This is a genomic window from Legionella drancourtii LLAP12 (assembly GCF_000162755.2).
Lineage (GTDB): Bacteria > Pseudomonadota > Gammaproteobacteria > Legionellales > Legionellaceae > Legionella > Legionella drancourtii.
The window spans coordinates 29,001-42,788 of the sequence record NZ_JH413833.1 but is presented as its reverse complement, the minus strand read 5'-3'; the positions used below and the strand labels follow the sequence as shown (position 1 = coordinate 42,788).

Genomic DNA, 13,788 nt, shown 5'->3' with positions numbered 1-13,788 from the left:
GGTTGGTCAAATGACTCAACCCACAGGGTTTATAGTTTAAAGGTCGCCTTTAAACGTAGATCTTATCTCTTCATGATCAGCTTGTTCACTCAGATTAAGTTGTAATGAATCACCTCTGATTAATATCTCATTCGCTAGCGTCACCAAATGGCCAGGAAGTGTCGATACATATTGATTTAATCCATTTATCAGATTTTCTACCCCTTCTTCAGAAAGACCATCACTTAGTATTTCTCCCTCGAATTGCCCTAAAACTGTAAGTAAAATTTCTAGAGCAGTTCGATTTTTACCCCCCCCAAAGAAGCGACCTAATTTTTGTCGTTTTTCATGATATCGTGGATTATCAGGGGTCGGGTAATTTTCGTCATAATATTTAGCAGCCGCCTTTTGGAAACAGTGAACTAACTGCACAAACTCTTGTTGATTATGGGTTTTATACGCTGTAAGGCCATGAAGTTCTTTAATATCTTGTGACCACTGACGTAAAACCAAATCTTGCATTTGATTTAACGTATTAAAGTAACGACTTTGACCGCTGCTATTCATTTTAAACCAACGGACCTGATTTTGTGCTTCATCGCTTTGAATTGCTTTAAGCTTTGCTTCGCTAATCGCACGTAATACATCCTGATATCTAGGGGCGTCTTCGATCTTTAATGAAGCTTGTAATTCAGATGCTTGCTCCACTCGCTCTTTAGATTTAAACCAAGTGGACTGGTAATTTTTTAGCAAATTGTTTAATCCTAGAGATAGAATGGCCGCATTTTGTTCTTGTTTCAGAGGATCAATGCGGAGAGATGGTTTGCCAATGATTGCTAGTTCATCAGTCAGTTTTAATAATTCATGTTGCTGTTTCACCGTTAAATCACGTTTTTGATGAACATTTGCTTTAGCTGGTTTTGCCGCTAAGACATGCTGCGTATGCTGAATATAACAGTTAAGCCCATGTTGAAGAAGCTGCTCATTGCGTTCGTAGCTCCATTTATAATCTTGCTTTTCAGAAGATAACTTATCCTTAACAAAGACTTGTTGTTGCAGTAAGTGCATAAAAATCAGACGCTGATTTTGACGCTCTTTAGAATCCTTGGTAAAGTCAAATAGAGCAAGTATAGAAGGTTTTAACGCCATTGCGTTCAGATAGCCATTAGTGTCTTTTGCCGCTTGGTAAAATAATTGAATTATGTCTTCTACATTTTTTCTTGCCGCAGCAGGCACATGTTTATCCAAGTGGAAGACTGTATTATCAAATAAGGGTTCAACTGTTTGCGCGGTTTCTTTATTTTGATCCATTAGTTGCAGTAAGAGTTCTAATGTATTTTCATCGCACTCTTTAAAGCGTTGAATCGCTTCCATTAATTGCTCATGGGCAAATTGCGGGTTACGCTTATGATAATCGGTTGCCTGGATTATAACTTTGCTGAGTAATTTACTACGCGATAAAGTTATGCTGGAATCATTGAGATAAGATAACATTTCAGCTAAAGCTTGTGGCTGGCTGGTCGTCAACTCCCCAATGAAATCAATCATGAGTGTAAATTTTTCATTATCTAATGCCAAGAATTGATTCTTCATTAGTGTTTGTTGCTCTTGGCTGAGCTCATTAATCGTTTGATAAAAGAGGTTGATTTTATCGCAACATTCATGGAATTTATTGATTTTCGCTTGTTTTTTCAATGAAGTTGCTTCCAGTGAATTCCAATACTCTTTAAATTGATGAAGATGGGTCTGGAATGCCTCTGTAGGTGATAGATGCATTGCTGCATTAATCATTTTAAACCAAGCTTTGCCACCAAGCCTCATGGTCCATTGCAAATACTCATTCATTTCGGGTAAATCTTTTACGCGATTAGCTAGGCCATTCCATACGTTTAATAGCTCAGGAACATAATTCGCCTGTCCACCCTTATTGATCCAGTCTTGCGTTTTTCTAACTAAGGTTGTAAATGTATCCCAGTTTTCACCTTCTTTAAAATGTTCCATTGAATGGCAAAAAGCGGTTAAAAATTTCTTATATTGATCATTGGGGATGTACTGGGTCCATGATTCCCATTTGGTAAGCATGCGAACGCGTTGCTCGGGCTCTGCTTTGGTAGCTCGCGCCAACTGCATATATAGCTCAGTAAGCTCCTCTTTTTCCAAAGGTCCATTTTTTTCTGACGTTAGGCGCATAATGGTGCCAAAAACAGTGAAGTCTGAACAACTCATTGGTTGGCTTGCATCAAGGCACCATGACAGTAATTCGGGAGTCATTTGATTCGGTAATGCATGCATTTGCATAATAAAATCAGCCCCCCATTTATTCTGCTGTTTTACAGAGAATTTACCTAAATACTCTAGAAGAGGTAAGATTTCATTTATCCGTGTTTCTTTGGATAGCAGGGTTGGAGCACTTAGTGACTGAATGGTTTGTTCTTGTAATGAAGGCACCAACGCATCTAAGGCAAGAGCACAGCGAGTTCTCACCGTATCAGAAACACCATCAAATAATTCATGTCCTTCAATTTCTGGAGCGGCAGCAGATTCAAGCGTTTCCCAGGCTTTTGATGGTTTCGTTGCCTGGATAGCGGCAAGATGCAACTTATGGAGGAATTCAGAGGTTGCTGTACATGAAGCAATCCGAATTGCAAATTGCTTTAGTTTCTGAGGATTTATTGCCACAGCGCCAAGTAATTGCGGTATGCTGGCCATATGACTATCCCGCAGTGTTAAATCGGGTAAACGAGCCATTACACTGCAAATAGAGGCAACTGCGCGATCTTCAGCGGATGGCTTGTGAGGTGCCTCCGGAACAACCATCTGAATTTCTGTTGGTTGATGCGTATCCAAATCAAATGGAGTAACCGTTAATTCGATTTCTTCATAACGCGTGGTGAAATCGGCTGATAGTCCCGTAATTTGCTCTTCAATTTCTGCGATTTTTTCATCTACAGTTAATTTATCTTTACTGGATATATTGATCCATAATTTATCTAATCTTTTTAGCTGAAGACTAAAATTAGCGGTTAATGCTTGGCGAGTGGCAGGATCTTCAATTTTACCTAATGTTTTCATGCCCCATGATGAATATTGAGCAAGCGCATTATGGTAGCCTTGATTTGCTGCATTTTGTAAGCTAAACACATATTCACGTAAGAGCATAACGCGCTCAAAGCAACGTTCGTTATCACTGTCACCTAGAACATGGAGTAATTGATCCTTTAAATGATTTACCGTATCTGGTTCAAGCACGTCCAATAAATCCCATAGGCGTTGTTCTTCCTGGACTAAATCATCTTCTAAATAAAATTGGAATACTTCACCCTCAGCACCATTTCGGGCGGTTCGACCACCTTTTTGCAGTTTGTCGTTGGTATCATTTACATCGAATAAGAAGACGACTTCCACGCCTACGTTATCACCTCGACCAAATCCTGAGGCGACAAGACCAACTCCATGTTGTTTTTTACCGCCATGCCAGTCTTCTTTTACGGTTTTGTCTGCTAAGACTTCAGCTGCAGTACGGTGTTCTTCATTCGTGTAGAAAATAAAATGTTGTGCTAACTCTTGTGCACTAAATTTTTTACTTAGCTTCTCTTGTAGTTCTTGCACCTGTTTGTCATTTTTACAAGAGAACAACATGGATTGTTTTTTATCGATACAGGTCTTTATCTGTTTGATAATACTTGTCAGACGTGTGTCGTCAGTCTTGTGGAAATTAGGTTTATGCCATAAACGTAAGTCACGTTGGTTGGTCGGTACGTGTAATACTTGCGTACCCTGTTCGCGATATAATGTAGCTGCTTGTGCTGCGGAAATCGTACCAGAAAAACCTTCCCAACGTTCCCATAATTTTTTCATTCGCTGTGCAGCAACTTGAGAACTAATGATGTTACTTTCTGGATGAATATGGAAATTTTGGGGGTTTTTTTCCAATCGTGCTTCAGTATTTAAACGCACTGCTAACAATTGATGTACACCTGCGCTGAAGGTTGATCCCACCATCTTTTGGTTATCGGACGATAAGGGGATAACTTCTCGCATTGGGTAGGATTCATCACCCACCTCAATGTTTTCTTCGCGTACTGTAAAGCTAATACCCCATTCTAAATTATGGGCTTCAAATGCTGATTGTAACCATTGTACCAATTGCAGAGGGTCTTGCAGCATTGGCCGAATTAAATTATAGCGTTCCTCATTTTCACCCACATCTGCTTTGAGTGATTGAACAAACTTACGTAATGTTTCTATATGAATCTCACCTTCTTTATTTAATTCTTCACGGTGAGTTGTATAAAAATTATTTACTGATTGATAAAACCAATTCATTTGCTTGGGGGTTTTACCAGTCGGTCTTGCATAGTTGTATTCAGTCTTGCGACCTTCTTCAAAACGGATAAAGTCAAATTCGTCAAATAAGGCCACACGATCGCTTGGGTCGATTTCAATCGGCTGTCCAGAATAACTTTGTTCATCTAAAAAGAGCGATAAGTCACCTAAGGTAGCGTAATGAACTTGAGCATCCATATAGGCCGTGCGCGATGACTTAGGATGAATATACGCTGTTTTAATATTTAAATAATCGAATAAGTTTTGATAATCTTCAAGATCACGCTCTGCAAGCGTTCGTTTTGCAGTACATACATCAACCGTTTTTCCCTGGCCTGCATGGCGTGCTGCGCGCATAGCTACGAAGTGACTTTTACCTTCACCTGTAGCCAATTGTAAAACACGAGTTGAGGCATCAACGCCAATGTCATTCGCTATTAATGCAAATTGTTGTGCTAAATGGGGGTATTTACGGGTAGTCCGTCCTAGAACTTCAAACAATATGGCCCAGATTTGTGCGCGTGTTAAATCATCCTGAGGGGATACTTTGGATAAAGTCTGAAATGCTTTTGCTAATTCTTGAGGAGCCATCGTTGAAATAGATTTCTCACTTCCTTTCAGATGTTCAGTACCATTTTCCAGCTGTTTTAAGTAGCCGAAAATTAAAGTAAGTCGCGCTGTTTTTTCGATAGATAGTCCTTGGCGTGCCTCTTCAGCGCTTACTTTGGTCTCAGAAATCATACGCTGTAAATCGGCATCACGGGTAGCGGCTACTAATCCATAATCAGTTCGTGGCTCAGTAAATGGTTGACGTTCAAAGGTTTCAAAACTTGCGCTCCAACTGAGGCCTTCTTTTTTCTGTTTCTTAATTAAACGCAGAATGTCATCAGCCGAAGGTGAGGGCTGTTGAGGATAGGCTTTAGCTAATTTAACTAAATCGCTATATTCCATGTCGCCTAGGCTGTCAACCAGCTTAGCTGCTTTTTTATTTAGTTCATGCTCATAGCTTTCACTATCCTTTAACCCGGGGCTTAAGGTACTGAAGGCTAGAATATGCAAAACTAAGGAGAGCTTACCCCCATTATCTGCAAATTGCGCTTTTATTTTGCTAAATAAATCTTCTTCTTGTTTACGTAAACTTAATGCTTTTAACCATAAGGCCGTTGTTTTTGTCCATTGCGGAGCAATTTCTGTAGTTGGTGTATGTTGTAATAACCATCGGCAATTTTCGTAGCGTGTTTCCAGATCGGAAAAGTTTTTACTTTTTGCTAATATTTCTAAAGCATAAGTTCTACTGTCTGCATATCCATCGATTGATAAAGTGCCCATGATTTGATTTAGCAACGCAATAGTACCTTGCCAGTTGTATTCACGCAGGGCTATCTGGCAAAGAATTCCTTGTTGATGGCGGTTAAACACGGAATTTTTCAAAATAGTTTGCAGTGGCTCTGCGAGTTCAACAGGAAAATCTTTTTCGACATTATTAATCTTTCTCGGTGCGATTGATTCTTCTTGTAAGATCACTTTAAGTAGGGAAATGGGGAATAATGCTTGATCGTTTTCAGGTTGTAAGGCACGCAATAATTGGTAGAAATAAGTTGCACTCCAATAATGGCCTTCTTGTGCTTCTTCTAAAGAAGACAATAGAGGTTCAATCTCATTTAAATAGGTACGGTTTAATTGCAATTTTTTCAAAAAGCGGACAATTGGTTTCAATGCTTCTTTAGCGTCACCTTCGGTTGGGACAACTATATGTTTCAGCATAAACTCCCAGAGGCGATCTTCATGATCCACAAAGAATCCGAGCTCAGCCGGTTTGTCTTCTGGGCTTGACGCAAGGGCGCGGAATTCTCCGCTTTTGGAGTACTTAAATTGAATGCCTAGGGTATCGAATTGATCAATGAGTTCAATACGATGAATCGTTGTATGCGCCATATCACTTTTCATCGCTTTAATACAATGAATGAGTGCGTCCCAATTTGCATGATTTACTAATGCATCTAAGTTAGTCGTTGCATAATCCACTGAGAGCAATTGATTTATTAAAAGTCGTAATTCAATTTGTACTATTGGCCGTAAATCTTTAGTTGCAGTGTAAAATTCTTGGAGTTGGGTTGGGTCAGTTATGCCAAATAACGTAGCCAACTTATAACCTTCACGGTAAAAGGAATCTGGATAATCTGCTGATTTAGGTAGGTGTGCACTAAATAAATTGATTATTTTATTTACTTCTTGATCATTCCAACGCTGAGATTGGTATAGAATGCTGACCGCCTCAAGAAACGTACCATTGGGATAGGCTTTTAATAGTTTTGAAACATCCGTTTTCCTTATCACAGAGGCTAAAGCCTGCAGTGCATCAAAGCTAATATTAAGTCGTTTATTATTTCGTATGTAAATTGCATCATCGAGATGGCGCGCAATGAGCTCTTGAAAATCGGATGCCACAAGATCAAGTTGCTCCAGAATAGCGGGCATGTTTACTGCACTATAATGAGTATGCAATAACCATAGCAATTGATGTCTTGATTCTACTTTATCATTACCTAGTTTTTCTACTAAAAGGTGATATGCTTGCTGGCTAAATTGTGCTTTTGAGGCGAGCGTACGCTTCATTTTCAAGGTTGCGTCACTACCTGTCCATTGATACAGTGATACTAAATCAGGTGTATAAGTAGGAGAGCCTAAATCAAAATCATGCAATTCCAATTCGCTATCAAAATACTTGAAGCCTTCATGTTGTAACGCATAATGCACACCGCCGTAAGTTAAATCAAAATGATCAAGCTTGGCAAGAAATTGCTTTTGCATATCATAGTCAGGGATTTGATTTAAGCTGTTGAGTATTCTATCCATGCAGATGAGCATATTTTCTGGTTTAATCTTATCAAATTCATCACCTTCAAGTTTCAGTCCTAGCTGTTCTAGCTCGGCGACAAAATGACTATATCCACGCCATAAAGCATCAATATTGTCCCAGCCCACCGCATGCATATGGTGGGTAATCACTTTTTTCCAGGCGTCTAACTTTCCTTTTGCTTCGCGAGATTTCAGTTTGTCCATCATGTCATCTAGAGTCATGATGAAATTTTTATTCACAAAACAGTTGAAATTTTCACTGCGGGCTAATAGGTTTTCATTAAAATGATCAAAAAATTCTACTCCTAATACGGCTTCAAACTGGCGTAGTTTACTTAGGAATGTAGTCAGGCCTAATTCGCCATAACGATAATAGATTTGTCCTAATGCACGTAGATACTTGTCACTCATGTCAAGTTCAGAAGCCCATTTTCTTAACTCCATAGAAGGGACTTTGCTTAATAATAGTTTTTTAATAGCATGATCTGTAAGAGTAAAACTAGTACTAGGTTGTGCGATAAACTGTTCTACGCCTTTGGCTCCACCATATTGCCATACTTGTAAAAATACCGGCCAGAAATCAATGATTTTTTTACGATTAGCACTACTCGTAATATCAACTTTACCAATTAGGTTACCGTTGTCATCCTTGAATAGATTATACTCATTATCGTAGCTGCTTTTGGGCGGTTGCATGCAGGAAAAAAGAACAATATTTTTCCAGTCAGCTTCATCGAATTGCGCTGTAAATGTACTGTATTTACTTAAATCAAATTGACGAAAATCACCTTCCCATGCTTCGTTTTTAGGAACATTTATCGATAAGTCAATGGTTAATGCATTAGGAGGATTTACATACGATAACTCAGGGCTATAGCATAAAATTAAATTACCATCTTTTGAGCGCTGAGTATAAAATCCTTTAGGTAGGTTTTCAGGGTTTAATCCAGAGGACAATCGAGTATGCTTACGTAGTAAAGCTTGTGCCGCCTCAACAGTCATTTGTCTAATAACATGAGTAGCGTTAACATTCGGATTCGCGTTAATCCAAGTATGGAAAAAGCCCTGTAATAACGATTCATTATGTGTTCTTAGGGCAGCTGCATTGTGCTCTACAGTATTTTCTTTTTCAAATTCTTTGAGGAATTTATTTAGCAAATTGTCAATATTTGCATAATCGACCAGATCGCCTGCAATCGCTTCTTCAAGTATATTAATAACAACTTTCTGTTGTTCTTGTTGCATTTGACGGTTTTGTTCAATTTGTTGCTGTTGTTGCAATTGTAATTGGACTACACCGCCTTTCTTTAATGGCCATTTACTATTTTTATTGATGCTTTCTAAACCACGTTCAATGATATGATCAATTTCTTCACTAGCAGCTGCATCGGCTTGTTGATCCTTTGTTTTTAATTTTGATTTCATCGTCCCCAGTTCCGGGCATCGTAAAATCAGTGGCCTCATTGATACTTCTGATTTCTTCTTCTGCTGCTTTCAGATGGCGGTTGTGCAAAATGATATCGTTTAAGAAGGTATACATCACTCGTAATTCACGGCGTGATTCACTGGTATTGGATTGCTCTTCTAATTCTGGGATAACAATTAAGCCAACCCATTTTTGTTTCTGCGCTTCTTCAATTAATGTTTGGAGAAATTCTTTACAATAACTGGTTCTTTTTAAGCAATCAGTGAAAGAAACTCGTTCAAATTGTTTGAGTTTGTTGAATTCATTAATTACAGAAACTAATTTTTGATTATTTCCAGGTTGATATGAGATTCCTAATTCACCAAATGGAAAATAAGCTTCGATCTGTAAGTGGTTTAATAGGGTGTCTAAATATTCCGGGTATTGCTCTGGTAGACAAGCAGCATAAAAAGCAGGTTTATCCTTACCATAGAGCATTTCAAAAAATTCGCGTTCAACATCATCATTTAATAATTCTAAAACTTCTTTTAAACCTTGAAGCCCCATTTCCCGAACACAATTTTTAAATAATTCGTGTTCCCTTTTGGGTTGCAATAGATCGGATACCTGATTTAAATGAACCAGCCAGTATCGCGCTGCTTGACGCCAATAATTATCAATCAATGGAGGACGATAGCCATTTGCAGCTAACCAACGGTTACGTGCAAATGTTGGCGTTAACGCATGCTTAATTTGTTCTAATGATTTGTTTGTGGCACTGAGTGTTTCATTAATTTTAAACTCAGTAACATAGGGGTTTTCTAATAGCGTTTGAATGACAAATTGCTGCTCTTCTTTATTTAGTTGATAGTTACTTGGCACATTAAGGGACAGTACTTGTTTTTTTGCTTTAGAGCGCACAAGACCTAATACGATCATTGTTGCGTAGAATTGCGTTTTAGTGCCTCCTTGTTGCATTCCAAGTTTGTTCCAGAGAGCATTAAGCCATCCTGAAGAGGTATTTGTTTTTGCGCATTCAATGTGGTGCGTATCTTCTAATGCATCTGTATCTAAATTTTCTGGGATATTCAAGGTAACAGAGGTAGCAGTTTGTAGTACCAAGGGGAAACCCGGAGCGAGCTGATGGCTTGACAAGGTTGCTGCAAACCCTGGCGGTAAAGTTCGGTTATATTGATGGAGTAGCGGTTCCATTTGCGAATAGGACCAGTTAGCATTACCAATGATTTGGACTGCTTTGCCAAGATCTCCTGGACGAAATGATTCATTATCAGCCTTTCCTAAACCAGCAATCCATGTGGTACGTGATAGGCCAAAACCTGGTTGAGTATAATCTGAACCATAACTTTTTTCATGAAAATCTGTGATTTTTAATACTTCTTGGAAGGCATGAGTACAATATTTAGTGCGCTCATTTGCAATAAATTCATAAGATAAACCCGGGTTATCTCCACCAAAATATCCGGTAATAAATTCTTTAAACAACGCCGTAAAATCAGTGCTGACGTCGAAGTTCCAGGCTTTGGTAACATTATGATCCAACCAGGCTATTGCCATATATCCTGTTGAGGGTAGGCTATTGGCGGTTGCTCCCTTAAATTGGTCCTTTGTCAGTTGAATTCCTAAAGCGTTTTGTATTTCTGATTTTTCACGTTCGGTTAATGGGGTTTCGCAATAGATTAAAGGGGAAGTTTTATCGAGCAAATTAATTACACCCCATTTAGGAGTACCCTTCAAATCACGATTAAAATTAACGATGAGCGCATCTTTTTGTTTTAGCTTCTCGATATCCAGTGCATTGGGAACAATTAAATTATTTAAATGGACTACACCAACAACATCTTTACTTTTCTTTAGGTGGCGTAATCCATTGGCTACACGCATCATATCAATAAATGAGAGTGGCTCTGCTATTTTAGCATCATTGGTTGCTAATTTTTCTAAGTAATTGATTTGTCTTGATCCTTGCAGTCCCATTGGTGGGATGAAAATATATTCTTTTTCAAGCTTATTTTTAATGGGGGGAGTTTGGAGTGTCTCGTAAAGTTTGCTAACAACTTCTTCAACAGTATACAAATCAGTTAATTGTTTCATACATGCATCAAAGAGCCGAACATAACTCCCTGTGCTATTGACTATATCATCCAGTACAGCAAGCTTAAATATGTCGCTAAAGTGTTTTTCAATTGCTTCGGCAATTACCTCAAAATTATCATAGTTGTACTTGGATTTTAAATGAGCATAGGTTTCTGAGTACATTCGTTCCGCCTTATGTTTAAATTACATGCCTTAAATATAGTCAAGTATATGCTTTTTTCCTTAGAATAAAATTAAGTAATTGAATAATATTTTAAGAAACAATAATTTTGTGTGAGTTATTGTTTCTAAATAAATTGTTTTAGACGTTTGAATATGAAGCCAAGAGAATGGGGATGTGAACTTGGCACACTCTGAGTGAATGTGGCTCATTTACTCAGAATGTATCAAGATGAGCTATTGCCTCTATTTAGGCAGCAGGTATTTCATCGCAAAATCTTTACCAATACATTCACCGAATTTTTTTCCCCAAGTAGCTGCATCAGTACTGCTGATTTGTTCTGGAATACTTGCATAGAGTTGGTTTTGGCATTTGCTGACACTTTCAGGAATGGCGCTGACGCATTGCTCATAACTCATTTTAATTGCATCAAGTCGTTGTTTTAAGTCTGGATCCCCCATAAATCCTTTACAAATAAGACTTGGTAACATTGGAACAATAGTTGTTAACCATGTAGCTTTAGACATTTCAAATGAAGCATCTGATGGCGCTGTCGCTGGTGCCGTTATCGGTGCAGCAGCTGGAGTTGCAGTGGTACTTGGCGCAGTGGTATTTGCACATGCTAAACCGCTGCCAAGTAACATAGATATTGCTATAAGTGATTGTTTTTGCATGATCTATTATCCTTAATGAATTTCCCTCAAGTTAATAGTAGAACATATAATTTTTTTTTCCTGAAACGAATTTGTTTTGTTTGAAATTTAAACTAAAATAAACTGTGAGAAGGATACAAAAAGGAAATATTATGGAAAAGCAACTCCCGGCACTGTCAGTACCTCGCATTTTACTACTTTTATTATTTATTTTCCCATTTTGCTCCGCATATTCGGCAGGCAATACGTTTATTTTTAATCCTAACACCTTATCTTGGAAAGCTATTAATGAACAAGGTAAAGTAGTTCGTACAGGGAGGGGTTCGGGAGGAAGGAAGTATTGTCCGGATATTCACCGAGGCTGCAAAACGCCTGCGGGAGTGTATCGTGTATGGAGTAAGGGAGGAGCTGGGTGTCGCTCAAGTAGGTATCCTGTTGGACGAGGTGGGGCGCCTATGCCCTATTGCATGTATTTTAGCAAAAATTATGCAATACATGGTTCTTATGAAGTTCCTAATTATAATGCCAGTCATGGCTGTGTGCGTTTGATTCCTAGTGATGCGCGTTGGTTAAGCCGGAATTTTATGAAGATTGGCACCAAAGTAATTATTAAACCCTATTGATTTTAGGCCGGTTGGGCCATGTGGCCCAACCCAAAACACTAAGTTATTCATCATCCTCATCAGCCATGCTGAATGACGAACCACAACCACAGGTGGTTTTCGCATTTGGATTACGAATCACAAATTGTTCGCCTTCTATACCTTGAGTGTAATCAATTTCAGCCTTATGAAGGTACTGATAACTCATGGAATCTACTAGTAATTTTACAGAAGAGGTGCCATCAGAACATTGTTGTATGATTACAGTGTCATCCTCGTTAACTTCTTCATCAAAACTGAATCCGTATTGAAATCCAGAGCAGCCGCCACCGCTGATGGAAACACGTAAATTAAGTTTTGAGTTATTTTCTTCTTTAATTAACTCAGACACTTTGTCTGCAGCACTAACAGAAAAACGGATGTCGCTGGTAGTAGGGGATATATCTATAGCTGCCATTTTAACTCCAGGTTGTATCATTTAAGTATATCATAGATATTCAATTACCTAATAATCTGCTCAATCGTAGCACCGCCTAGGCACTGATTTTTATCATAAAAAACGATATATTGGCCGGGGGTTACGGCTCTTTGTGGACTAGAAAACATTACATAATGCAAATCACCATCAGGCGGTGAAATCATACAGCCTTGTTCTGCTTGTCGGTATCGTGTTTTTGCATAACAGGTTAGGGGTAAATTATCCTTGCAGTCTGCTAACCAATGGATGGGACCACAAATTAGACCTTGTGCATAAAGCATAGGATGTTGGCTTCCTTGAGCCACATACAGAGTATTGGTTGCTACGTCTTTATCTACGACGTACCAGGGATCTTCCGTGGAGTTTTGGGTACCACCAATTCCTAATCCTTGTCGTTGACCCAAGGTATAAAACATAAGGCCATCGTGTTTTCCAAGCACAGAGCCATCCATATTTTTAATTTCACCTGGTTTTGCCAGGATAAATTCTTTTAAAAAAGTTTTAAATCGTTTTTCACCAATAAAACAAATCCCTGTGGAATCTTTTTTGGCTTGCGTAACGAGCCCGAGTTGTTTGGCAAATTCTCTGATTTCTGGTTTGGTATAGTCGCCAATAGGGAATAACGTCTTTGCTAGAGCGGCAGGATCTACTGCATGCAGAAAATAAGTTTGATCTTTGTCGCGGTCTTTTGCTTTAAGTAAATGCCCGATATTGTTACTAATTTTATTTTTAGCATAGTGACCCGTGGCAATGTAATCCGCACCAAGGTCTAAAGCATAATTTAAAAACGCATTAAATTTGATTTCTTTATTGCACAGAACATCAGGATTAGGTGTTCGTCCTTTCTCATATTCACTTAGAAAATGCATAAAAACGCGTTCCCAGTACTGTTCTGAGAAATTAACGCTATGCAGCGGAATATTTAGTTGATTGCATACCGCTTGGGCATCCGCAAGATCTTGGGCTGCAGGGCAAAATCCATCTGTATCATCTTGTTCCCAATTTTTCATGAACAAGCCTTCAACTTCATATCCTTGCTCTTTCAATAGCCAGGCTGCAACAGAAGAATCAACCCCACCAGACATGCCAACAATAATTTTAGCTTTCATAAAATTCAGATACCGCTTATTATTTATTAAAGACTTGTAACGATTCATCACCTGAATAGTTACATTGCAAACTGTTCATTATCTCATAAAAACAGAAAATAT

7 protein-coding genes are annotated in these 13,788 nt (G+C 38.6%); 2 read left to right on the top strand and 5 right to left on the bottom strand.

What is annotated here, in order from left to right:
- Window positions 1-36: 36 nt before the first annotated feature.
- From LDG_RS12080 to LDG_RS20330, 3 genes are all read right to left on the bottom strand, one after another.
- Window positions 37-8,589: a hypothetical protein gene (locus tag LDG_RS12080; RefSeq protein WP_006871660.1), complete on the bottom strand. Its 8,553-nt coding sequence runs from the start codon at window positions 8,587-8,589 to the stop codon at window positions 37-39.
- Window positions 8,540-10,846: a hypothetical protein gene (locus tag LDG_RS12075; RefSeq protein WP_006871659.1), complete on the bottom strand. Its 2,307-nt coding sequence runs from the start codon at window positions 10,844-10,846 to the stop codon at window positions 8,540-8,542. The genes LDG_RS12080 and LDG_RS12075 overlap by 50 nt, the downstream gene beginning before the upstream one ends.
- A 243-nt stretch (window positions 10,847-11,089) precedes the next feature.
- Window positions 11,090-11,413, bottom strand: a complete 324-nt coding sequence (locus LDG_RS20330; protein WP_407635279.1) for a hypothetical protein — start codon at window positions 11,411-11,413, stop codon at window positions 11,090-11,092.
- Window positions 11,414-11,435: 22 nt separating this feature from the next.
- Here LDG_RS20330 and LDG_RS20745 point away from each other — a divergent pair, with 22 nt between their 5' ends.
- Together LDG_RS20745 and LDG_RS12065 are read left to right on the top strand one after the other, a co-directional pair.
- Window positions 11,436-11,534 carry a hypothetical protein gene (locus LDG_RS20745; RefSeq protein ID WP_407635278.1) on the top strand — a complete coding sequence of 33 codons (99 nt, stop codon included), beginning with the start codon at window positions 11,436-11,438 and terminating at the stop codon, window positions 11,532-11,534.
- A 115-nt stretch (window positions 11,535-11,649) separates the two neighbouring features.
- On the top strand, window positions 11,650-12,120 hold the full coding sequence (locus LDG_RS12065; RefSeq protein ID WP_040535687.1) for a L,D-transpeptidase: 471 nt from the start codon (window positions 11,650-11,652) through the stop codon (window positions 12,118-12,120).
- Window positions 12,121-12,163: 43 nt separating this feature from the next.
- On the opposite strand, the gene erpA is transcribed toward LDG_RS12065, so the two are convergent.
- Together erpA and mnmA are read right to left on the bottom strand one after the other, a co-directional pair.
- The gene (gene erpA, locus LDG_RS12060; protein ID WP_006871656.1) at window positions 12,164-12,556 is read right to left on the bottom strand and encodes an iron-sulfur cluster insertion protein ErpA; all 393 of its coding nucleotides are present in this window, start codon (window positions 12,554-12,556) and stop codon (window positions 12,164-12,166) included.
- A 44-nt stretch (window positions 12,557-12,600) separates the two neighbouring features.
- The gene (gene mnmA / locus LDG_RS12055; RefSeq protein ID WP_006871655.1) at window positions 12,601-13,686 is read right to left on the bottom strand and encodes a tRNA 2-thiouridine(34) synthase MnmA; all 1,086 of its coding nucleotides are present in this window, start codon (window positions 13,684-13,686) and stop codon (window positions 12,601-12,603) included.
- Window positions 13,687-13,788 lie beyond the last annotated feature (102 nt).

Bases quoted from the DNA above. Each gene is read 5' to 3' on its own strand.
- LDG_RS12080 (WP_006871660.1), bottom strand. From the start codon at position 8,589: ATGAAATCAAAATTAAAAACAAAGGATCAACAAGCCGATGCAGCTGCT.
- LDG_RS12075 (WP_006871659.1), bottom strand. From the start codon at position 10,846: ATGTACTCAGAAACCTATGCTCATTTAAAATCCAAGTACAACTATGAT.
- LDG_RS12065 (WP_040535687.1), top strand. From the start codon at position 11,650: ATGGAAAAGCAACTCCCGGCACTGTCAGTACCTCGCATTTTACTACTT.
- erpA (WP_006871656.1), bottom strand. From the start codon at position 12,556: ATGGCAGCTATAGATATATCCCCTACTACCAGCGACATCCGTTTTTCT.
- mnmA (WP_006871655.1), bottom strand. From the start codon at position 13,686: ATGAAAGCTAAAATTATTGTTGGCATGTCTGGTGGGGTTGATTCTTCT.